A 23,111-nucleotide genomic window follows, 5' to 3' on the forward strand; every position below is an offset into this window, starting at 1 on the left:
CGGCATCTCTAAAAAGTCACCAAGTTGGTGACTTTTTATAAGTTCTTGATAATAAAATAAATACTTATATAATCACACTTTTCCATTTTTCAGGGTCTCTGTTCTCAGGCAAATACTGTTCTTTGATAGTATCTAATAGCCAGCGATCTTCTACGAGTTTGTATTTGTACTCGCGCTTGTAATTCATTCCTGCATAGAGCCTATTGGTAAAGATAGAGGCTTTTTTACCCGTGATTTGCACTTCGGTAATGCTTTCTTTAGAAGGGTCGTAGTTAGGAGGAAACAAGTGACTGGTGTATTCAGCACCACCGTTTTTGCGTTCGCGTTCGGTGATGTATTCCTTATAAATAGGGATACGAAGCTCGGTTTGCTTTTTGCAAAAGTCTTCCCAAGAGAGGGTTTTCTTTTTCTCCACTTCTTCTTCATCCACTCTGTTGGCTTCTGTTTCCCAGTTGTACATCGCTTGTAAGAAAGCCGTGAAACGCTGGCGTAGGGTTTGTTCCGTTTCTGTCATTTTGAATTATAATTTTAAATTGTCATTCTCGTCAAACTCCCAAAAAGGATTATAAGCAACTTCAAAAAGGTAGCCGTCCAAGTCCTTGAAATAGCCGCTATATCCACCCCAAAATACTTTTTGAGCTGGCTTGACAATAGTAGCTCCTAACTCACTGACCTTGGATAAAACAGCATCTACTTCCCCTTCCGATTTGGCATTATAACTAATTGTTATTCCTGCAAATGCACTTGACTGATAAGGTAGTGTAGTATCTTCGGAGAGTTCTTGTAAAGGATATAATCCTAATACAATTCCTCCCAAAGGGAAAAGAGCATACTCCTCCATACTTTTGTCTGACTTCTGCCAGCCTAAGTTCTCATAAAAGGCAAGAGTTTTCTTAAAGTCGCGGACACCTAAAGTGATAAGTGTAAATTTCTGCCTCATTTTATTTATGGTTTAAAATTTATCTCTCTTTCTTTGTGCCAAATTCGCCATTCCTCAGGGCAATGGTATTTATCCATATATTCCTGTTGTGCTTCGGGGGATAAGGAGTCCCAATATTCTAAAAAAGTGTCTCTATAATGCTCTTGGTAGCCTTGATTCCAGCGAGGAGCTCCATAGAAACTATGAGGAAAGACTGTCCAAAACGGAAATACTTCCTTATAACTCTCTATTTCCTCCTTAAAAGTCTCTCTTTTATTTTCTTCATAGAATGTTATTTGTACAAAAAAGAGTTTGTCAGCTTCTTTGATAATCTGTAGCTGTCCTTTACTAAGGGAATAAGGCGCTTTGCTAAAGAAAAGCCTGATACTTTTGGGGCTGACCTCTCCTTCAACTGCCTCTATACGCTTGTAGAGAACTACAGGAATAAAGAATTCATACCCAAAAACTGGATAGGATTTACAAAAGAAATCTTTGAGCTTTGAGAACATAATCTTGAATTAACTAATTAACATTTCTCTCTCCTTCTTGGGAACTTTAGCGAGTACTTGGTCGTAAGAATGCTGTATCATCTCCTTGATAAGGGCAGGGGGTAAACCTTCTAAAAGCACAGTATTCCAATGTTTTTTGTTGAGGTGGTAGCCCGCTATAATCTTATCGGGGTATTGCTCGCGGAGTTCTATCGCACGCTCGGGGTCGCACTTGAGACTCACCCGCAAAGGTACTGATTCTAAACTTGTAAGCACAAAAATACGATTACAAATCCGAAATACTAAAATATCCTCGCCAAAAGGCATATCCTCAGTAACGTGGGGCAAGGAAAGACAATAATCTCTAAGTTCTTCTAAGTTCATTTTGTTTAGGTAAGAGATAAGAGATAAGAGGAAAGAGGGGCTCATTCCTCATTATCAATTCAGCACACACGTGTGCCAAATTTTTATTCAAAAATCTTATTAATTTGTGCGGAAGGGTTTGCTATAAACTCTTCAAAGGTACAAAGTTCAGTAAGCAATAAAAGTCTAAACGGTTTTCAATAAAATGGTTTCTTTAGGCAGTGGGTTATACTTATTTAGTAATGTTTCTTCCTCTCCTTCGTGTAGCAAGGTAAGAAATGTATAACAGCCTCCAGATGTAAGTTTTCTAGTATATTCTTTAATCTCTCTTTTATAAATATCCTCTAACACCTCCGCTTGTTCTTCTGTTAAATAAGGGCAATGGGTGCGAAGTGTCTGACGTAGATTTTCATAAAAATCACCATAACAGATAAAACTTATGTCGTGAAAATGTGCTACCAACCATTTTATTAATTGGTAAAAAATAAAGTTCTGCAAATTGCCTGAAAGGATATCCACCTCTCCATCTTCTCTAATAAATACTACACTTGGTTCTTGTGTTGGTTTTTCTTTGTTATAACAAAAACAATAAACCATATAATCATCCACTACAGCCCTTGCAAAGGGAGCAAAGAAGAATTTTTGGTTCTGAGGATATTGTGTTAAATGCTGATTTAAAAACTCAAACTCTTTCGCGAGTTGTGAGGGGGTGAGCACCTGAAACCAATCTACATACAGAAACAAAGGCGGGTTCTCTTTCAGTTTAGGATATTCTTGTTCTAACCACTCCTTATTAGGCAATCTATCACCATTTTTGTATTCCATAGGACAATAAGAATGATATGGATATTTTGCGCCCATATTCAGCATTCCATCCTCATAAAGCTGGTGATATAGTTTGGGGTACTGAAAGCCATAAGTTTGTTCTATTTTTTGTAATAGGTTCATATTGCTGAGGTATGATGTTAATTTCTTACATATCTTCCCCTATATCTTTTAAGAAGCTATCTATCGCCTCAAAAGAACTTTTAGAAGAAGATGCATATATTAATTGACTACCTTTGTCTAATATAGCAATACTATCTGTGGCATCCCCATAAAAGTTGGCTCCTTCTAACCAATGATGGAGGGTAAAAGGTTTTTTGGGGAAACGCTCTTTTATAGCTATCAATTCCTCAGGAGTGATATATTTAAAGCCTTCATAAGCATAAGGAAGCGCAAATACAGCTTGCAAGTGAGCTATAGCCAACAAAAATTCAGCTAATGTATCACATTCTACTTGCCAATGTTGGTGAATAAAGTCGGTACTCATATACACCTTAGGATTGGCGGTATCTAAATCTTCCTTTGCGATAGCCCACAGACAGCAATTTTGATTTTCTGTATAAAAAACAAAATAGTTTGGGTCGCTGAAAAGAGTAAGGTTATCCTTTGGGGTTACCAAGTTATCTTGTGTTTGATTCAGAGCTTGATGTTTTCCCAAAGTAGTGTAATAGTTGTATAGCAGTGTAGGCATTTTCTCTATCACCTTGAAGAAAGGTTGCATCTCTTCATCGGTAAAACCACAATCTTCCTCTAAACCAAAGAGCGTACGGATTTGTTCAAAAATGTTGCTTTCTTCTATTATATTAGATTTCGTTTTAGTCATTGCTATATTCAAATTGTTTTTCTTCTTTTGGAATGGGAATAAACTTGTTACACAAAGTATCAAACTCTTCTCGCGAAAGTAATCCTATATATTTTTCGGTGTATTCCCTATCATTAAATGTATAGATGTAGGTAGAAGCAAAAGTTTTTCTTTTATAAATGTCTTCTACTATTTTTGCTTGCTGTTCACTTAAATAAGGACGGTGCGTACGGAACATATTGGCTATTTCGGTATAAAAAGAATCGTCATCAGCAAGGAGTTCATCCATATATAACACACATTCTAACAATCCGTAGAAAATAAAATTCTGAAAGTTATCGGCTAGAACTTCTACTTCGTTAAAATCGTGAGCAAATAGTACGACCCAAGGTTCAGGGAGAGGGTTTTCTTTATTGTAAAATAAACAATAATAGTCGCCTGCTCCATTCTTTCCAAAAGGGATGAAGAGGTACTCAGGCTTAATTTTATAAAAACTTTCGGCACCGTGTAAGAATTCTATTTCTTCTGATATTTCAGAGAGTTCTAAAATTTCAAAATCCATACGCCCTTCTAAAAGTAATGGTGGATTATCTTTGATTTTAGGGTACTCAAGTTCACGCCAACGAGGACCAAATTGTCCCCAATTGAGCATACCATCCTCATAAAGCCGGTGATATAGTTTGGGGTACTGAAAGTTATAAGTCTGTTCTATTTGTTGTAATAGGTTCATATTGGATGTTTTTTTTATTCATAATACCTTCCTAAATCTAACAAATGTCCTAAGAAATGCCAGTCGTTAGGGATGGTTTCATCTTCACCTATATAATCACACAAGCCTCGTGCGCCACACTCCAAGAGGTCTAAAGGATTGAAATTGTACCAATCATAGCCCGTTTCGGAGGTGATGCCAAAGGAACGCATTTCGTTATGAAGTTCTTTGTCTTTCATACGGTGGAGTTCAGCTATCTGAAAGACAATAACTGCTTGGGTATAAGCAAAGGCGGAAAGATGTTCAGTCTCTTCGGGCATTGAGCGAATGCTTGTCCACTGCTCCTCATAAGTAGCAGTCTTTGCACTGAATGCCTCCTTAAGCAGTTCAAGGCAAAGAGTAGGGGAGAAGGGTGTGCTCTCGTGTGGAGTTACAATCCTATATAAAGCTGAGAGATAGGCTTCTAAATCTCTGTTGGTTACTTCTTTAGGAAGCTGTTCTATACAGTTGTAAAATTCGTCGTAGGTCATAGAGATAATTAGCAAATGGGTGTTTCTTATTCATTAGCGTATTCAATGGTTCGTTCTACAATCAGGTTGGTATAACGTTTGGAGTATTCGATGCGTTTCTCTATCCAATTGCCGTGATTATCATAGCGATAGGTGTATTTGCGAGTATAGACTTCGCCTTCTTTGTTGCTAATTCGCTCGAAAATTTCGTTGTTATGCTCATCAAAAGTGGTTTCAGTTATTGAATAAGGTTTGGGGTCGCCTATATCCTGATGGGCAACATAAATTACATTGCCTTTTTCATCAAAACGAGTTATGGTAAACATAAAAGGCTTTCCGCTTTCTGAAAAACTGGTATTGACTTTTTCGGTATCACTATGAAATTCAGTAGAGTGATGAAAAATCTTTTCTCCCGTAGTTATATTTGTATAATGATTATCTATACATCTGCCTTTGGCATCATATTCGAGTTGGAACAAGTATTGGTAGTCAGCAGTGCGAGTGAGCTGACTTATGTTATTACCGTGTGCATCGTATTCGAAAGTAACAGTTTCTTTCCATTTGCCATTTTCATAAGTAATACATTCTACCTTTTGTTGTAGGTCGTTATAGCGGTATTGTTTTTCCTCCCAACAGTCAGTTAGTTCTTCATCTTCTGGGTCATAGAGTCGAGAGTTCACACAGTTACCATAAGCATCATAGGTAAAGAGAAAGTGGTATTCCTCGCCATAACAAGCGTCTATAAGTTTACCTTGCTCATTGTAAATGAGGGTTTCGGTATAGTCTTCTAAGAAGTATTCTTCGCCTTTTTGCCACTGACCATCTTCGGTAATGACAGCAGCATAACAATGCGATTCATCTCGTTTTATCTTCATTTTTTAAGGGTTATTTTAATGTTTTTAAAAATTCTTTGCCTTTATCAGTAAGGTAGTATTGTTGCTTGCTACTTGTGGGTTTATCAGGAATGGTAAGCGCTACAAAACCTTGTTCTATGGCAGGGTTGAGATAGTTTTTTCTGAAATAATCTCTATTTTTCAAGCCTAATTTTTCTTGAATTTCTTCTCTATAAGATACTTCTTCCAATATATTTAATAAATCTTTGACTTGCATGGTAACTTGCATGGTACTTGCATGGTACTTGCATGGTACTTGCATGGTACTTGGGGGGTACTTGGGGGGTACTTGGGGGGTATCTTGCGCTTCTTTTTCCATAAGTGCTTGTAAATCTTCATCTATAGGAAAGATTACTCGCAAGGTGTTTTCCATAAACCTAAAAGATTCTTTAGGATAACTCTGCAAAATACGTGGAATACCAGAACCTAAATGTTCTACTAACTCTACATCGCGGAAGATGCGCATCAACTCTTTGTTGCGGGGTATAGAAGTGCCTGAGAAGAATTCTTCTTGCGAAATACCATAAGGGAGTCCGCCACAAGAGGTAATAACCAATCGGTCTTTAAAAATCTCGAACTTAGGGGCTACTTCATAGGTATAATCGTTGTGAACAAAGGCATTAATCACAGCCTCACGAAGGGCAACAGGATTCCAAAGGCGACGTTCTATACGCTGTTTGTAGGTTATCTTGGTAAAAGTGCGGTTCTCAAGATTGAGTTTGTCTAATACCTGCTGAGTTGCTTTGATAAGAGATTCGTGTCCGTACTCTTCATTCTGTACCAAATCAACTTGGTTAGTACCTGCATAGCGTGCTACTCTCACCGATATATTATTGATATCGTTCATTAAGTAAGCTACATAGTTGTAATCGCCATCTTCATTCAGAAGTTCTAAATTTCTTGCAAATTGCTCGTTGAGGGTTTTACCCATCGATTGGTAATAGATTTGCAACTGCTGGAAGCGTAAATCTTTCTTTGGAGACCTTATCTTACCTATTGAATAACGCGTACGCTTGGTAAACAACTCTTCTATTTGTCGGGAGGGCATAGGTTCTGAAGCACTGCCTATACGGATGAAAGCCCCTTTTTCTGAAAGCCCATATTTCTTGATGTAATAAGGTTTTTCATATCCTCCTGCTACAATGATTTTAATTACATTCTTATCATTACGTTTTTCCAAAAGAATATCAAATAACCCCATACACGAGGGGAGAATATTATTTTTAAAGCGGTCTTTGAGTTCTAATTGTACAGCATCGGAGTTAGGAACACCAATGGTTTTTCCTGTTTTATCAATGCCGATATAGATAAAACCACCTTCATTTGTATTGAGAAAAGCAACGACTTCCTTTTCTAATTCAGGGGTAACTTGTCGCTTGTATTCTATCTTTTTGGATTCAATCATTGTAAAATGAGGTTTTTATAGGGCAAAGATAGTGATAATTAGCTAATTTAGCAATAAGCTAATTAGTTAATTACCAAATTAGTTTTCATCATCTTGTATTTTTTTCTTTCTCCCTCTACAGTGGCTATTACTTTAAAACCAAGTTTTGTATAAAGACCTTTAGCTATGGGGTTGTCATCAAATACATTTAGGCTAATAGAATGAACACTTTTATCTTCAAAAAGCATTGCAATAAACAACTGCATTGCTGAGGTGCCTAATCCTTTTCCTGTAAGGGAAGGATTGATAAGAAATCTACCAATATGTACATTGCTCTCTTCTACTCTTATTTGCTGAATCATCCCTATAAAACTACCCTTTGCCTCAATACGAAAACAATGAGACAAAGCATTGAGTGCTTCTATGGTAAGAGGATAGGGCAAAGCATCTCCTGCCCATTGTTTCAAGAAATCAGCGCCTTTGCTATTTGTCCAATGTATAATAGCTTGCTTATCATTAGTTGATAATCCTTCAGTTATTCTCATTTTATCAAATAAACTTACTTGCTTTTTAATATTATTTAATCAGATGGTTATCTCTACCATATTGCCATCAGGGTCAAGTATCATACTCTCGTAATACCCATCACCCGTGGTGCGTGGTGCACTAAAGCACATATAGCCTTCATCAATGATTTTCTGAGTAAGCGCATCAACCGCTTCCTTGCTTCCTACACTGAAGGCAAAGTGTATGATCCCTTCACTCGTCACCTTGTCCAAAGGTTCACTGAGGTTGGGTCTCCACATTATTTCCAAACGAGCGCCACTATCAAAACTTAGAAAGTAGGTGCGTAATCCTGTTTTAGGATTATGGTACAACTCGTTTGATTTTGCGCCGAAGAAAGTCTCATAAAAGGCTTTAGATACTTCCAAATTTTTTACATATAAAGCGATGTGGTCTATTTTCATAATAACAACTTACTTATTGATGACTCAATTTTCTGATGAGTTAATCAGTTAATTTTTATCTTCAACTAATACCGACATTCCCGGTCTTAAATCCTTTATTTTTTGAGTAGGGTAGGCTTTGATAGCAAAAGTTTTCTTGTCGAAGTCGCCTTTGCTTTTGGTGGCTGTCCAAGTGGCAAAATCAGCTTGTACGGCTATGTGTTTTACTTCCATTTCTATCTCCTGATTGCCAAGGGCGGGTACAATACCTTTGAATTTAGTACCTATTTTGAAGTCTGCCATTTTATCTTCGCGTATGTTGAACACTACCCACTCGTCCTGAGTATCAATGAGGTTCATCACAGGGTAACCCGCATTTACGATTTCGCCTTCGTTGGGGATAATGGTTTGTATCTCGGCATCGGCAGGAGCGAACACTTTAGCACCATCTTTATAAGCATTTACCTCAGTAATAACTCCTTGTGCTTGGGCGACAAGCGCTTGAGCAGCGGTTTTATCCTCTACACGAGCCCCGTTTTTCGCCATTTCATATTGTGATTTGGCTGCTTCGGCTTGTTTTTGAAGGGCAACCATTTGGGTATAAGCCTCATCTTTCTTTTGGGCAGGCAATACCTTTTCGTTATAGAGGTTGCTCACACGCTGATAGGTTTTCTCAGCGAGTTCAGCGGCAGCTTGTGCTTGTTGCCATACATTGTAAGCCCCTTGAATTTGTTCGCTACGAGCACCGCGTTGTGCTTTGTCAGACTGCGCTTGTGCAGCCAAACGAGCTGCTTCGGCTTGTGAAAGTTTGGCATCGAGTTCGGTGCTTTCGAGTTCCAAAAGGAGGTCGCCTTTGTGCACTTGGTCGCCTTCCTGCTTGTAGATAGCTTTCACTCTACCAGGTACTTTGGGTGCAACATTGATTTGTTTAGCTTCTACCTGACCTTGCAAATATACAGGTTCGCGGTTACTAAAAAAGTAAATAGAAAGAATGAGTACTACCGCAAAAACGGCAATAGTGATAATAAGTCCGGTGATGTTTTTCTTTTTCATTGTTTATTTAGTTAAGAGTTAAGAGATAAGAGTATTTGTGTCGCGCTACCTTACTTGTTCGCTGAATTTATCGCTCATTCCGCAGGTCTCAAGGAGCTGGGCGAGGGTTTTATCCATTTCAAAAAGGGCTTGGTAGCGTTTGATTTTAATAGAAGCCAAATAAAGGTTGGCATCAGCTACATCGGTGGAGGTGGAGAGACCTTCGGCGAAAGCCTTGTCGCGGGCACGTACGAGTTCTTCGGCAAAACGCAAACTCTCTTCTAAGCTGAGGTATTGTTCGCGTTGCTTTTCAATCTCGGTGTACTGTTTTTTCACTAAGGTTTGTACATCTTTTTCGGCTTGTGCAGTGATGAGCTCCACACTCTCACGCATTGCTTTGGCTTGGGCTATCTTGTTCTTGTCCTGCAAACCGTTGAAGAGATTCCACTGCAACCCTACGCCTACTACCCAGTTATCGGGTTCGGTTAAGGGGAGGTTTTCGCTCCACAAATATTTTTTGCCTACTACGGCTACATCGGGTAGATAAGCAGCTTGTTGTGCTTTTACACTTTGGGTAGCCATTTGGGCTTTCAGTTTGGCTTGCACAATCATAGGGTAGTGCTCTTTGGCTTGCTGTTGGTAGTACTCAAGCGATTGGAGAGGGGCTACCTCAAAAAGTTCGGTGGTGAGGGCAGTGAGTGGTTGCTCGGTAGTACCCATTACACCATATAGAGCCGTTTGCGCTAATTGTATATCCTTTTCAGCCGCCATTACCTCACGCTCAGCATCGGTAACCGCTTTTTTAGCTTGCAATACTTCTACGGAAGCAATCATTCCGTTCTTTTCGAGTTTTTGAGCGTTCTCGTAGTGATGTTGCGCTGTTTCAAACGACTGTTTTCTCACCGCTAAGGCTTTTTGAGCTAACTGTACTTGAAAATAACGCTCAGCCAACTCACTAATGAGGGCATTTTCGGTTTTTTTGGTTTCTACAGTAGCTATTTCGGTGTTGAGTGCACTCACACGATTACCTACGCGCACCTTTCCGCCAGCAAATAACACCCATTTGGCATCGGCACTCACTTTCCAGATGTCCTGCTCTTGGAATTTATAACGCCAATCTTGGGCAAAGAGAGGTTGCACCCTGCCGAGTAGCGGGGCAAATAGCGGACGCATAGGAGCGGGTACTTGGGAGGCAAAGCCTTGCAAACCGTTTTGTATGGGTGCTTTATAGTCGTTGAAGCTGAGGTAGAGCGGGTCGGCGAGGTGCATATAGCTCGCATTGACGCTCAATTGGGGCAAGTATAGCCCGCGGAACGACTTGCGGTTATAATCGGCAGCTTCGGTTTGTTTTTCAATGCCTTTGAGTTTTTGGTTACCTGAACGCATCTGGCTAAGGGCTTCATCAAATGAGAGCGATTGTGCTTGTAATGAAGCTGTTAGACCTATAGCGAAGAGACATAATAAAGTGTATTTTTTCATAAAAGAAAATATTTTATTTTGATGGGGCAAAATTACAGCGTTTTTCTGAGGTAGAAGAATAAATAAAGTAGAATGTTTTTAAGATAGATTAAAAAAGGTGTTAGATGTCAGGTATCAGGGGATAGGTGGCTAATGAGTGACAACTAACTTCAATGCTTTTTGAGTGGCTTCAGTAATTTTAAAGCGCTCGTCCAAACGTTTGCCTACTACCCACACAATGTCTTCTCCGCTGCACAATAACCATTGGTTTTCACGTGCTACCTGACTGTATTTTTCATCAATAAAAAACTTGCTGAGTTTCTTCTTTACTCCCAAACCTATGGGATAGAAAAAGTCACCTGTTTGTTTTTGTCGGAGAGTGAGGGAAGCGGTGAGTTTATCGGCATCGATAAAGGCAATATTGGGGTCGCCTTTAGTGAGGTTGAATGGGGGAGTAAGTTCCTCATAAGTAAGTGTAGGAGGAAGACTTTCAGCAGTGAGTTCTTTTAGCCAAGCACCTTTACTATCTTTCACAAGAGAGTGAGTAGCGGAAAGGAGTTGTTTGCCCGCTTCGGCATTGAAGAGGAGATTTTTTAGGTCTTTTACATTGCCAAAACCATAAGGATAGAAGAGTTTGTGAAGCACCAAATCTATTTCGGGAGCTGTTTGTAGTTTTTCGGTATTTACAAATATAGGTTGAGTACCTTCAAAACAAGATTTTCTCCATTCTTCTATATAAAAATCAATAAATCGCGCCGATTGATGTAAATATTCTTGCGTTTGGTTGAAATTCTCTAAATAATTAGGGTGTACCAGAGCCATTTGTGGAATTATCTCGTGCCGAATAACATTACGTACGTATTTATTGCTCGCATTACTGCTGTCCTCACGCCATTGTAGTTCGTGAGCTTCAGCATAATCGTATATCTGTTGGCGTGACCATTGCAGTAGCGGACGCACAATTTTATCGGTTTGCTGTGGGATACCTAACAGTCCGTCCAAACCACTACCTCGCGAGAGGTTTATCAAAAAAGTTTCGAGGTTATCATTTGCGTGATGTGCCGTAGCAAGGGCATCACAATGATGTGTTTCTAATAGCTCATAAAACCACTCATAGCGCAACTCACGGGCAGCCAATTGAGTGTTAAGTTGGTGTGCTTTTGCATACTCTTTAGTATCAAAACGCTTTACTTCCAGTGGGATGCCGAGCGTTTTAGCAAAGTTGCGCACAAAAGCCTCATCGCCATCGCTTTCCTCCCCGCGAAGTTGGAAATTGCAGTGGGCTAACAATAATTCAGTACCGTGAAAATGTAGCAAATGCGTGAGTACCACGCTGTCAATACCGCCACTAATGGCAACGAGTATTTTTTTATTTTTTAGCTGATTTAGGGTGTTCATAGGGCAGTTTTATCGACATTAGTTTCTTTTTTACCTCTTAACTAACTCCAAACCTCGCACTTGTATTGAGTTTTCCTATCAAACTTTTTGCTACCTCACAAGGATATGCTTTTTTCCTATATTGGCGAATAGGCTGTATCCCCACTATGCTATTCGTAAAGAAAAGTTCATCGGCTTTTTGGAGTTCAAAAGGCGAAATAGAAGTCTCTACCACCTCGTAATCTTTGGTTTTACCAAGGGTTTTGATGAGCATCTTGCGGGTGATACCATTCAGAGCACCATCGGTGAGAGGGGGAGTTTTGAGGGTATTGCCATTTACTACAAACAAATTGCCGTCGAGCATTCCTGCAATACTCTTGTTGCTGTTGAGCAAAATACAATTCTGATAGTCGTTTTCATCGGCAAAAATGCGCCCTAATACATTCACATTACGGTTGAGGTGATTTACATTAGCAAGCAAGTCGGGCTGTACGAAGAAATCTTTGAAGAGTTCTACCTCATAGGGCTCTTCATTTAGCACGTAGAAAGGGTTTTCAATAACTTTGGTTTCGATAAGATAGTCGATTTCATTAGAAGTTCCCTCTTTGCGGAAGATGCTCAATCGCACTTTTGCAGGTTTAGCTTCTATTCCATTGGCTTTTATGAGGTTGAGTATTTCTTCTTCAAGGTATTCCATAGCAAAACTCATCGGAATATTCATACGCAAAATGCGCATACCAGCCATTAGGCGGAGGTAGTGTTCTTCCCAAAAGATGAGTTTTTGGTAGCTGTATTTACAAAGGTCGAATACGCCATCACCATAGCGAAAAGCGCGGTTGTGAATGGTGAGAATAGGGTCAATCTCACTGATAATATTGCCGTTATAATTTATTTTCATTATTACTTTTTAAAGTCTAACACCTGAAACCTAATACCTAATTTGCACCTATTTTAGCTTTGAGGTCAGCTATTTGCAATAGCCATAATTGTTTAGCTTCTTCAATTTCGTCGGAGGGGGCAAAATCGGTGATAGCAAGAGATACCTCTTGAGTGAGGTCATTCACTCTAATTCTAATTTCAAAATAAGTTGTAGCCTCTTCATCTTCTTTCCAATGAAAACGAATGTGGTCATCTAATTTTTGGCGTAGTAGTTGGGCAGTTTCTTCAAAGCCATTCCACACAAAAGTATAGGTATCATCGTTGGCACGTACATCATCGGCATACCACGAAGCGAGTCCTGCGGGAGTGGAAATGTACTGGTAAATCAGTTGAGGTGAGGCATTTACAGTCACTTCCAATTGATATTTTTCTTTTGTTTGCATAGGCGATAGCAGTTTATTGGGCGCAAAGTACAACATTTTTTTGAAATAGCAAAATTTTAAATAGTTAGGTAGTAGCCTATATTTTATTTATCATTACTTGTTAGTTGATAATTTATTTGTACTTTTGTGGCTAAATTTGTCAATTTTTCAGTATAAAAGTAGTAAATTAGAAACAATGAACAAGCAATTTGTAAAATGGATGAGCATTTTTCTGCTCTTACCCTTAGGAAGTATCGCTCAAAATCTCCCTTATGATACCCCTGCTTTCAAGGCAATTGAAAAAAAACTCAAAATCAATAAACGGCAGGTCTATTGGGATTTCTATACCACACAAGTAGTACAAGGTGATTCTTTAAATCAGCTTATTGTTTTTCCACTTGTTAAAAGGGAACAAGGTGCTATGAAATTAGATTTGTATGTGGTAAACTACCACACAGCTAAACAAAAAATAGAATTCTATTACAAAGGTGAAAACCAATGGACTATAGCTGAAGATACCTCTTTGCGAGGCTTAGAAATAGTGCCTACCCCTCAGCAGCTCAACAGCAAAACGCCTGCTTATCAACTTAGAGCATTCTTTTCCAATAGTGTACGTTACAACCCTACAGGAAGAGAGGAGTTGATTTGGTTGATATCCAAAGGTAAAAACTTTTATAATATATTCACTGCCAATGTAATGAGTTATTCAGGAAAGATGGAAAGTGGTGAACTTAGCAATGGGCATATCCCTTGCAATGGCAATAAAGAAGAAATTACCAGTCATTTTACTATTTTGCCCCATAAAGTACACGGTTTTTTTGCCCTAATGGAACATCGTTCTACTAAGCAAATACGCATTATTCCTGATGCTGAAGGCTTTTGTACTGAAGAACTTTCAAACCAGCAAGAGGCGATGATAGAATGGCAATACAACAAAAAAGAAAAACACTACAAACCTAATTAGCAAGTTAGTAATTGGCAAATTGCCAAATTATTACTAACTTTGCACGCTCAAAAAAGACTTACATCATTATGCCACGCATTTACTATAGAGAAAAGAAACTACACGATGTACCCCTGAAAAACGAGGTCATTACAGTTGAATTATTTGATAAAATTATAGCACTCAGCGCCTTTATTCCCGAAGATGCGCTTCAAATTTTTGAGCTCCCTCAAAAAAAATCTACCTTTGCTTTTTGGAAAAACGATAAACCTTTCAAGCACGCCGTTGTTTGGAATACTGAAAAACCTCATACTACTTATGAATACGGCGATTTCTACCTCCCTAAAGCTATCGTTTTCTTCGATGTGAAAGATGCTTATTTCCCATCCGATTACTACTTTATAGTAAATATCGACGGACAGTTAGAACTCGGTTATAGCCGTGCAGGTGCTAGTACTGCTTGGTATGAACAACCTCAATTGAGGCATAAAGTTACTAGCCCTAAAATCATTAAACGATTTGAAAAAAGCATTCAAGCTCTTTACAACTATTTAACCAAAAATCAATAATGGGTTTTGTCGCTACTATCCCCTTTTGGGCACTCTGTATAATAGTGGGACTCTATTTTTTCAAAAGAAAACCCAATAACAACTTGCGCTATAGCAGTCCGCGCTATATGCCTGAAAAGCGAAAGCAGTATATCGCTAAATTAAAGAAATACGTAGGGGTAGTATCAGTATCTATAGGGATATTATTTTGCCTAACTTTTTCCTCATTTCTACTTTTAGAGTTGTTGGATACGCCTCATTCTTTTTATGAAAATTTATTTCTCTATACCCAGCAACATCCTTTTATAATCTACCCTACTGCAGTAGGATTTTTGGGATGGTGTCTAGCCCTATATTTTTATGATAGTCGAAATATTAAATACTTACAAAAGTTATTAGAAGAAATGAGTGATGCTGATTATGAGCGTTTCACCCAAATGATGCAACTGATGAACTTCGCCCAACGCTATTCGCCTTTTGTGGTGATTTGCCAAGGGAAAGCCTACTTTATGTCAAATCTTAGTGAGGGAATTCCGCTTACCAATATAACACACTTAAAATGGACGCATCGCTCAGAGTGTCACAGTCGTTCAAAAAAAGGTAATACGCTAATAGAAGAAGCTCATATTTATACCCGCCAACAACCCAATACCCCTATTACTGTAACGATGCCCAAAGAGCAATACCGCTTTTTAGAGCGCGCTTACCGCGAGGTGAATTGTTAATTATTAATTGTTAATTGTCAATTGTTTTGTACCTTTGCCGCCTGAAATTATAGTCAATTGAAGATGGTTGGCAATTTTTTTGTTGCTACACTGATAATCACTCCCATTACCCAATTGACAAATCGAAAAATCAAAAAATCGACAAATGTTTACAACAGAATATGATGTGATAGTAGTAGGCGGAGGGCACGCAGGTGCTGAAGCTGCTGCTGCTGCTGCCAATATGGGCGCACAAACCCTTCTTATTACTATGAACCTCCAACATATAGCCCAAATGAGCTGCAACCCCGCTGTGGGAGGCATCGCCAAAGGACAAATAGTGCGTGAAATCGATGCACTGGGCGGCTATATGGGTATTATTACCGATAAAACGGCTATCCAATTTAAGATGCTCAACCAGTCCAAAGGACCTGCGATGTGGAGTCCGCGCGCTCAGTCCGATCGTATGCGATTTTCCGAAGCGTGGCGCTTACAGTTGGAAAGCCTCCCTACTCTCGATTTCTTCCAAGGTATGGTAAACGACCTGCTTATCGAAAAGGATAGGGTAGTGGGGGTACGCACTTCTTTAGGGGTTACTATCAAAGCCAAAAGTGTGGTGCTCACCAATGGTACTTTTCTCAATGGGGTGATGCACATAGGGCTCAAACAGTTCGGTGGCGGTCGTGTAGGAGAACCCGCTGCCTATGGGCTTACCGAGTGTCTTGTGCAACACGGTTTTGAAGCTGGTCGTATGAAAACCGGTACACCACCTCGTGTAGATGCTCGTTCTCTCGATTTTACCAAGATGGTTCCTCAACCAGGTGATGAGCATCCTCAAAAATTCTCTTTTTCTTCAGAAACCAAACCTCTTGCTGTACAAAAAGATTGTTATATGACCTACACCAGCGAGCGCGTACACAATATCCTTCGTACGGGCTTTGACCGCTCGCCTATGTTTCAAGGAATTATACACGGCGTAGGTCCTCGTTATTGTCCTTCAATCGAAGATAAAATCAACCGTTTTGCCGATAAAGAGCGTCACCAAATATTCGTAGAACCTGAAGGCTGGCATACGGTCGAAATGTATGTCAATGGTTTTTCAACCTCTTTACCAGAAGAAGTGCAATATGCTGCCCTTAGTCAGGTGGCAGGCTTTGAGAAAGTGAAATTCCTCCGCCCTGGTTATGCCATCGAATACGACTATTTCCCGCCTACCCAACTGAAACATACACTCGAAACAAAACTCATAGAAAACTTATACTTCGCCGGACAAATCAATGGTACAACGGGTTATGAGGAAGCTGCCGCTCAAGGACTGATGGCGGGTATCAACGCTGTGCTAAAAGTGCGCGAACGCGAACCTTTTATACTAAAACGCGATGAGGCTTATATAGGAGTACTCATCGACGATCTTATCACCAAAGGTACCGAAGAGCCTTACCGTATGTTCACCTCACGTGCCGAATACCGCACTTTGCTCCGTCAGGATAATGCCGATAGCCGCCTTACTCCTCTGGGATATGAAATAGGTACGGTAAGTGAAGAGCGTTACCGCGCTTGGGAAACCAAAAATCGCAAAGTAAATGAGTTCATTACCTATATAAAGGAATTGAGCGTTACTCCCGATGAAGTGAATCCTATTCTCGAAAAATACGATTCATCACCAATGAAACAAGGTGATAAACTCCAAAAAGTACTCTCACGCCCCGATGTAACCCTCGCCGATTTTGAGTCTATAGACCGCATCGCAAGCTATATAAAGGAAAATGACCTTAATGAAGAAGAAAAAACTTGTGCTGAAGTAGAAGTTAAATATGCAGGTTATATAGAAAAAGAACGCAATAATGCCGATAAACTAAATCGTTTAGAGAGCGTGCGTATTCCCGATAATTTTGATTACGACAAAATCATTTCTCTCTCTTTTGAAGGACGTGAAAAACTAAAGAAAATACGCCCAACAACCCTTTCTCAAGCCTCTCGTATCAGCGGTGTTTCTCCCGCCGATATTAGTATTCTATTGATATATATGGGAAGATAAAGTATTGCTAATTTAGGATTATTCAAAATAATTTTCGTACCTTTGCCTCCGTTATTCTAAAAACAGAGATACGATAATGTTTTTATCACCTAAAAATATCACCTTTTTATTAGCATCTTTTTTTGCAAGTCAACTCTTCTCTCAACCTGTAGATGAAGAAGTTACGCAACTCAGTGAGGTTGTGCTCACAGGGCAATCGCCTATCAAGCAAGTGCAAAAAGCAGCTTACAACGTGGTTGCTATCGAAGCTCAACAGCTCCGCAATCTCAACAGCAATGCTGCCGATATGCTTGCCCGTGTGTCGGGAGTGAAGATGCGCGAAACTGGTGGGGTAGGAGCAGAGGCAAATATCAACCTCAATGGTTTTACTGGTCGTCACGTGCGTATCTTTATCGATGGGGTGCCTATGAACGAAGCGAATGCCTCTTTTCGTATTAATAATATTCCCGCTGAACTTATCGAACGTATCGAAATTTACAAAGGTGTGGTACCTGTTACTTTTGGTGCCGATGCTCTTGGGGGCGCTATCAATGTAGTAACGCGTAAAAGCCGATACAACTACGGCAATCTATCCTATACTTTTGGTTCTTTCAACACCCATAAAAGTACCTTAAATCTCGGGCAATTCCTCACCGATAATATTAGTGTAGAACTCAATGCTTACCAAAATTACTCCGATAACAGCTATAAAGTATTTACTGAATATCTCGATCTCCAAACAGGTACTTACTCTAAAGAAAAACGTTGGTTCAAACGCTTTCACGACCGTTATCACAACGAGGCTATCATAGGTCGCGTGAATATCTTCGATGAAAAATGGGCTGATAAACTTTCTTTTGCCCTCAATTATAGTCAAGAGGATAAACAACTCCAAAATGCCAACCTAATGCAAAAAGTATTCGGGGGTAAGTACCGCAAATCTCATAACTATTCATCTTCAGTAGAATATGAGAAAAAGAATATCCTCAACGGTCTCTCTTTCTTCCTTACAGGGCGTTATGATTTTACCACCACTCAGAATGTAGATGAAGAAGCCCGCCGTTATAGCTGGACAGGTGAGTATGAACCAATGGTTACTCGTGGTGAATCACAACTCCAGAATACTATTTTTGAAGGTAAAACGGGCTATATCACTTCTCACTTAGACTATCAACTCAATGAAAAACACTCTTTTCAACTCACACACACCTTCAGTAATTACACTCGGCGTAACAAAAATATGCTCATTACCAACTATACCCTCGATTCCGATTTTATGAGGCGTGTCAATGAGAAAAATATTTCTGGATTCTCCTACAAGTTTACCCCTTCCGAGCGTTGGAATATATTAGCTTTCGGTAAATATTACAATACAGCTGTAACAGGTCCAGTGATAATAAGCGGTCAAGGAAGTCGCGCTGTATATGAAGAAGAAACTCATCACACTCAGGCTTGGGGGTATGGTGGGGCGACTACTTATCAGCTCTTAAAGCCTCTACAAGTCAAACTCTCTTATGAAAAGAGCTTCCGTCTACCTACTGATACCGAACTCTTTGGCGATGGCGATTTAGAGATTGGTAACTATAAACTCAAACCTGAAAATAGCGATAACCTGAACGTAAATCTCTCTTATCAACCTGCGTTCAAAGCACATTCCCTCTTAGTAGAAGCAGGGTTTGCCTATCGTTATATCAAAGATTATATCATCAGAAGTATTATCAGTGCAGGAGCTAATGAAGGATCTGCAGGAAGTCGAAATCACGGTAAGGTGCTCAATATGGGAGTTGATGCTACCTTGCGCTATTTCTATAAAGATGTATTTTCAGTAGGTGGTAACTTGTCCTATATGAACTTGCGCAACAAAGAAGAATTTACTGAAACGGGTCGCCCTTCGGCTATCTATAACGACCGATTGCCTAATATGCCCTATCTATTTGGCAACGCCGATGCTACTTGTAATATAGGAAGCCTCATTGCTAAACACGACAAACTATCACTAAACTATAATCTCTTTTTCACTGAAGAGTTTTTTACCTCGTGGCAAAGCGAAGGAACAAAAATTAAAGTCCCTCGCCAACTTTCTCACGATGTGAGTCTTACTTACTACACTCCTAACAAACGGTTAAGTCTTTCCGTAGAAGCCAAAAATATCACCGATGAATTGTTGTACGATAACTACAGCCTCCAAAAAGCCGGTCGCGCTTTCTATGCCAAACTCTCCTACCGATTCTACTAACCCCTAATTCCTAACAACTAATTTCTAAATATATGTATATCAATTTTCAAACATTCAAAAAAACGCTACTTGTAGGCTCATTAGTTAGCTTCGTAGCCCTTACGTCTTGCAAAAAAGACGATAATACTCCAGTACCTCCTCCTTCTGCAGAGGGAGCTAACTTTTTCATTGATGCTGGAGGTGATCAAAATAGAACTCGTTATCTGTTGGTCGCTAAAAACGTAGAAAATGGGGAACTCCCTCTTTCTGCTAACCAAGAACAATTCAAAGAAGCCAATGGCTATTTCTGGCAGTTCAACAAGAACACAGCAGTAGGTCTATCCTATGGCTTTAGAGGAGCTGGTATCGGTATTTCTTACGAAAAAACAGCTCAAGGTGTAAAACATCTTACTGATTTTGACGTAGCCGAACGTGCCACCACTTTTGGTTTCTTCAGTGATTATTGGATAACTGTAGTAGGCGGACAAGAATACGAAGGCAAAAAGGACGGCGCAACTTTCAACTTCCGCAATGCCAACAATTATACCAAAGCTTTTACCAAAACTATCCATACAGCAAATCTCCTTCCTGAGATGAACACCTCCTCTTCTACTCAAGAAATTGTGTCGTTTGCTGGTATCTTAGACAATGGTAACGGTGAGTTCTTCAGCGGTATGATAGTTTCTGATTACAAAGATGTGCAAGTAGCTCAAGGTTCAAGCACTGGTAAAATCCACAATCCCGATGTAGTATATGTAGGGGTACTCGATAAAGATTTGAACCTCAAACGTAGCTATAAAAGCGATAAGCTCAGCTATAGCGCAGGTCGTTTCAAATCTCAATATTTGTTAGAAATGGGTAAAGCCGATAATGGCGATGTATATGTATTCTCAGGAGCAATTGCTAAGAATCCTCCTAAAGTAAAAGCTCCTCAAACCCCCGATGTTGCTTCAACAAAACCTGCAGGTGCTTTGCGTATCAAACAAGGTGCTACCGACTTTGATAGCTCTTACTTCTTTGATATTTCAGCAGTATCCGATAACGGAATCTTCCGTCGTGTATGGCATATCACTGGTAATAAGTTCTTGCTTGAGTTCTTTAATGATGCTTCAAAAGCTGCTCTCAACGTAGTAGATGTAAACCGCTTTGCTATTGTAGATATGGAAGCTAAATCCTTCAACTGGGTAACAGGACTGCCAGCTCTCTCTGATTTTGCCAATATGACATCAAATCCCGTAGAGCTTACTATTTATAATGGTAAAGTCTATCTACCAGTAAATATAAAAAATGGTGACCCAGCTATCTATATCATCGATCCCGCTACCAATGCTGCTACTAAAGGCTTAGTAGTCAAAGGCGCTTCTTTCATTAACGCCATTGGTCACTTCAAATAATAAAACAAAGAGGCTGTCCGAAAAATCTCAAAATCGCTTTTGCGTCACTACACTTTGCCAAAATTCTTAATTGCTCGTCGTGCTACGACCTTTGGCAAAGTTGATTACTTTGATTATCAATAATTTTTGAAGTATGTTATGTACGGGCGTTTTGCAAACGCCCACATAAATAAAACTTTTCGGACAGCCTTTTTCCTATTTTTACTTTTCACGTTTCACTTTCTCCAGCCATTTCTCAGTAGCTCTCAAATACTTCTCACTCGGCACAAACTTATAATGCAACCTTTTAGAAAGTGCCTCATACCGTTGCTGGATAATCGCAGGATTTTTCTCAATATCATTGCGGTCGATAAACATTTCTGCAAAAAGCCTCCGCATCAAATCCATATTCCCTATTACCTGTACCGTACCGTGATTCTCGTTGGGATACTCAACAAAATAAGTCTCCAAATTCTTAAAAGCCCCCTTTGCAGCCATTGCCTGTACCGCCTCTATCGCGTTATGATGCCTGCTGCGCCCATTGTTGCGTACCTTCTTCCCCGAATACGATAAATAAAAAATCCGATGTTTGAAATCCTTTCCTTTACTCGCTTCGAACAACCGTTCTCCATCGTTTTTTCCCCACCATAAACTCGGGTCGTGTGCAATATAAGCATTAAATAGCTCCGTATGTTTGTTAAGAGCAGAAACCACCGCCAATCCACTTAATGAGTGACCTACTAAAATGCGAAAATCACTACACCTATATTGTTTTTTAACCAAAGGAATAAGTTCATCAGCCATAAATTGCCAAAAACGATCACCATCGCTCCCAAAATCCCTTTCACGCTGAGTGTTTTCAATTCCAATGACAATCATTTCAGGCACATTAGGAATCCCCTGAGCCAGTTTTTCCATTAAAGTACTAAAATAGTTGAAGTTTGTCTCCCCATCCAGCAGATACACCACCGGATAATCCGTTGCTTTTAAGGTAGAATCATAATATGAATCAGGCAAATACACACTTATAGAGCGTGTTTCACCTAATGTTTTAGAAAAAACCGATAATTGTTCACCTATACAAATAGAATTCTGCCCTATAGCAAAAGAGCAAGCAAATAACCAAAATATAAAAACTCTTTTCATTATTGATTTATATAAATAATTGTAAATTGTTAATTATAAATAGGTGCAAAGATATTAAAAAATATCAATTACTCAATTATTCACCCCTCCTAGTCCCTCCCACCCCTCCCATCCTTGCCCGTGCGGCTCGCACCCCATCGCTCCCATCCCTGCCCGTGCGGCTTGCACCCCCTTCCGAGTTTCTCTGAGTCTCTCCGAGTTTTTCATCAAAAAATATTTCCCTCATTTTCAAACAACTACAAAAAACTTTCAAAAAAAGTTGCGAAAAAATTTGCAGGATAAAAAAAACGCCGTACCTTTGCACCCGCAAATGAGACGGACAGCCGCTCTCAGAAAGCGAAAAACAACACGTACATTGACATAATGTTGTACAGCACAAAAAGAAGATTTAAAGAATCGAGTGAAACCTGAAGTCAATAACTTAAAATTCGGTTAAAGATATTAAAGATTTTAACGATGAAGAGTTTGATCCTGGCTCAGGATGAACGCTAGCGGCAGGCCTAACACATGCAAGTCGAGGGAGAGGTTACCTTCGGGTAACCAAAACCGGCGCACGGGTGCGTAACGCGTATACAATCTGCCTTTCACATAGGGATAGCCCGAAGAAATTTGGATTAATACCTAATGGTATATAGGAGCGGCATCGTTTTTATATTAAAGCTACGGTGGTGAAAGATGAGTATGCGTTCTATTAGCTAGTTGGAGAGGTAACGGCTCCCCAAGGCGACGATAGATAGGGGTTCTGAGAGGGATGTCCCCCACACTGGTACTGAGATACGGACCAGACTCCTACGGGAGGCAGCAGTGAGGAATATTGGACAATGGTCGGAAGACTGATCCAGCCATGCCGCGTGCAGGATGAAGGTCCTATGGATTGTAAACTGCTTTTGTAAGGGAAGAATAAGGAGTACGTGTACTTTGATGACGGTACCTTACGAATAAGCATCGGCTAACTCCGTGCCAGCAGCCGCGGTAATACGGAGGATGCGAGCGTTATCCGGAATCATTGGGTTTAAAGGGTCCGTAGGCGGGCTGATAAGTCAGAGGTGAAAGCGCTTAGCTCAACTAAGCAACTGCCTTTGAAACTGTCAGTCTTGAATGATTGTGAAGTAGTTGGAATGTGTAGTGTAGCGGTGAAATGCTTAGATATTACACAGA

General features: G+C 39.8%; 24 protein-coding genes and 1 rRNA gene. 7 read left to right on the top strand and 18 right to left on the bottom strand.

The features are described from left to right. Positions 1-64: 64 nt before the first annotated feature. The 17 genes from DR017_RS11240 to DR017_RS11320 form a co-directional block, all read right to left on the bottom strand. On the bottom strand, positions 65-514 hold the full coding sequence (locus DR017_RS11240; RefSeq protein WP_002681382.1) for an NTF2 fold immunity protein: 450 nt from the start codon (positions 512-514) through the stop codon (positions 65-67). Positions 515-520: 6 nt separating this feature from the next. Then, complete coding sequence (locus tag DR017_RS11245) at positions 521-940, bottom strand: VOC family protein (protein WP_002681341.1); 420 nt, start codon at positions 938-940, stop codon at positions 521-523. Positions 941-945: 5 nt separating this feature from the next. Continuing rightward, positions 946-1,428 (bottom strand): hypothetical protein, encoded by a 483-nt coding sequence (locus tag DR017_RS11250; RefSeq protein WP_002681403.1) that lies wholly within the window; start codon positions 1,426-1,428, stop codon positions 946-948. Between the two features lie 9 nt (positions 1,429-1,437). Next, complete coding sequence (locus DR017_RS11255; RefSeq protein WP_040361730.1) at positions 1,438-1,791, bottom strand: MmcQ/YjbR family DNA-binding protein; 354 nt, start codon at positions 1,789-1,791, stop codon at positions 1,438-1,440. Between the two features lie 165 nt (positions 1,792-1,956). Further along, the gene (locus DR017_RS11260; RefSeq protein WP_002681351.1) at positions 1,957-2,718 is read right to left on the bottom strand and encodes a hypothetical protein; all 762 of its coding nucleotides are present in this window, start codon (positions 2,716-2,718) and stop codon (positions 1,957-1,959) included. Between the two features lie 25 nt (positions 2,719-2,743). Beyond that, the gene (locus DR017_RS11265; RefSeq protein ID WP_002681383.1) at positions 2,744-3,418 is read right to left on the bottom strand and encodes a hypothetical protein; all 675 of its coding nucleotides are present in this window, start codon (positions 3,416-3,418) and stop codon (positions 2,744-2,746) included. Further along, complete coding sequence (locus DR017_RS11270; protein ID WP_002681346.1) at positions 3,411-4,127, bottom strand: SMI1/KNR4 family protein; 717 nt, start codon at positions 4,125-4,127, stop codon at positions 3,411-3,413. The genes DR017_RS11265 and DR017_RS11270 overlap by 8 nt, the downstream gene beginning before the upstream one ends. A gap of 14 nt (positions 4,128-4,141) precedes the next feature. Further along, positions 4,142-4,636, bottom strand: a complete 495-nt coding sequence (locus DR017_RS11275; protein WP_002681360.1) for a hypothetical protein — start codon at positions 4,634-4,636, stop codon at positions 4,142-4,144. 26 nt (positions 4,637-4,662) lie between these two features. Continuing rightward, positions 4,663-5,490, bottom strand: a complete 828-nt coding sequence (locus DR017_RS11280) for a hypothetical protein (RefSeq protein ID WP_002681335.1) — start codon at positions 5,488-5,490, stop codon at positions 4,663-4,665. Between the two features lie 10 nt (positions 5,491-5,500). Further along, positions 5,501-6,913, bottom strand: a complete 1,413-nt coding sequence (locus DR017_RS11285) for an RNA/DNA-binding domain-containing protein (RefSeq protein WP_002681362.1) — start codon at positions 6,911-6,913, stop codon at positions 5,501-5,503. A 62-nt stretch (positions 6,914-6,975) separates the two neighbouring features. Beyond that, positions 6,976-7,437 carry a GNAT family N-acetyltransferase gene (locus DR017_RS11290; protein WP_002681353.1) on the bottom strand — a complete coding sequence of 154 codons (462 nt, stop codon included), beginning with the start codon at positions 7,435-7,437 and terminating at the stop codon, positions 6,976-6,978. Positions 7,438-7,476: 39 nt separating this feature from the next. Next, positions 7,477-7,860, bottom strand: a complete 384-nt coding sequence (locus DR017_RS11295) for a VOC family protein (RefSeq protein ID WP_002681388.1) — start codon at positions 7,858-7,860, stop codon at positions 7,477-7,479. A gap of 48 nt (positions 7,861-7,908) precedes the next feature. Further along, the gene (locus DR017_RS11300; protein WP_002681358.1) at positions 7,909-8,892 is read right to left on the bottom strand and encodes an HlyD family secretion protein; all 984 of its coding nucleotides are present in this window, start codon (positions 8,890-8,892) and stop codon (positions 7,909-7,911) included. 45 nt (positions 8,893-8,937) lie between these two features. Continuing rightward, positions 8,938-10,350: a TolC family protein gene (locus tag DR017_RS11305; protein ID WP_002681386.1), complete on the bottom strand. Its 1,413-nt coding sequence runs from the start codon at positions 10,348-10,350 to the stop codon at positions 8,938-8,940. A gap of 129 nt (positions 10,351-10,479) precedes the next feature. Beyond that, positions 10,480-11,727 carry a tRNA lysidine(34) synthetase TilS gene (gene tilS / locus DR017_RS11310; protein ID WP_002681406.1) on the bottom strand — a complete coding sequence of 416 codons (1,248 nt, stop codon included), beginning with the start codon at positions 11,725-11,727 and terminating at the stop codon, positions 10,480-10,482. A 37-nt stretch (positions 11,728-11,764) separates the two neighbouring features. After that, complete coding sequence (locus DR017_RS11315; RefSeq protein WP_002681380.1) at positions 11,765-12,604, bottom strand: aminotransferase class IV; 840 nt, start codon at positions 12,602-12,604, stop codon at positions 11,765-11,767. A gap of 37 nt (positions 12,605-12,641) precedes the next feature. Continuing rightward, positions 12,642-13,028 (bottom strand): START-like domain-containing protein, encoded by a 387-nt coding sequence (locus DR017_RS11320; protein ID WP_040361721.1) that lies wholly within the window; start codon positions 13,026-13,028, stop codon positions 12,642-12,644. Between the two features lie 175 nt (positions 13,029-13,203). Between DR017_RS11320 and DR017_RS11325 the strand changes: the two genes are divergently transcribed. From DR017_RS11325 to DR017_RS11350, 6 genes are all read left to right on the top strand, one after another. Next, complete coding sequence (locus DR017_RS11325) at positions 13,204-13,971, top strand: hypothetical protein (protein WP_002681367.1); 768 nt, start codon at positions 13,204-13,206, stop codon at positions 13,969-13,971. 68 nt (positions 13,972-14,039) lie between these two features. Then, a complete protein-coding gene (locus DR017_RS11330) occupies positions 14,040-14,519 on the top strand; it encodes a hypothetical protein (protein WP_040361718.1) in 480 nt (159 codons plus the stop codon). After that, positions 14,519-15,223: a hypothetical protein gene (locus DR017_RS11335; protein WP_002681332.1), complete on the top strand. Its 705-nt coding sequence runs from the start codon at positions 14,519-14,521 to the stop codon at positions 15,221-15,223. The genes DR017_RS11330 and DR017_RS11335 overlap by 1 nt, the downstream gene beginning before the upstream one ends. 145 nt (positions 15,224-15,368) lie before the next feature. After that, the gene (gene mnmG / locus DR017_RS11340) at positions 15,369-17,240 is read left to right on the top strand and encodes a tRNA uridine-5-carboxymethylaminomethyl(34) synthesis enzyme MnmG (RefSeq protein ID WP_002681395.1); all 1,872 of its coding nucleotides are present in this window, start codon (positions 15,369-15,371) and stop codon (positions 17,238-17,240) included. 76 nt (positions 17,241-17,316) lie between these two features. After that, a complete protein-coding gene (locus DR017_RS11345; protein ID WP_002681348.1) occupies positions 17,317-19,455 on the top strand; it encodes a TonB-dependent receptor in 2,139 nt (712 codons plus the stop codon). A gap of 32 nt (positions 19,456-19,487) precedes the next feature. Then, positions 19,488-20,828, top strand: a complete 1,341-nt coding sequence (locus DR017_RS11350) for a DUF4374 domain-containing protein (RefSeq protein ID WP_002681401.1) — start codon at positions 19,488-19,490, stop codon at positions 20,826-20,828. 201 nt (positions 20,829-21,029) lie between these two features. Here DR017_RS11350 and DR017_RS11355 read toward each other — a convergent pair whose 3' ends face one another. Continuing rightward, complete coding sequence (locus tag DR017_RS11355) at positions 21,030-21,953, bottom strand: alpha/beta hydrolase (protein ID WP_040361715.1); 924 nt, start codon at positions 21,951-21,953, stop codon at positions 21,030-21,032. A gap of 453 nt (positions 21,954-22,406) precedes the next feature. Here DR017_RS11355 and DR017_RS11360 point away from each other — a divergent pair. Continuing rightward, positions 22,407-23,111 (top strand): 16S ribosomal RNA (locus tag DR017_RS11360); the annotation flags it as partial.

Origin of the sequence: Capnocytophaga sputigena, assembly GCF_900446695.1 — a bacterium.
Classification (GTDB): domain Bacteria; phylum Bacteroidota; class Bacteroidia; order Flavobacteriales; family Flavobacteriaceae; genus Capnocytophaga; species Capnocytophaga sputigena.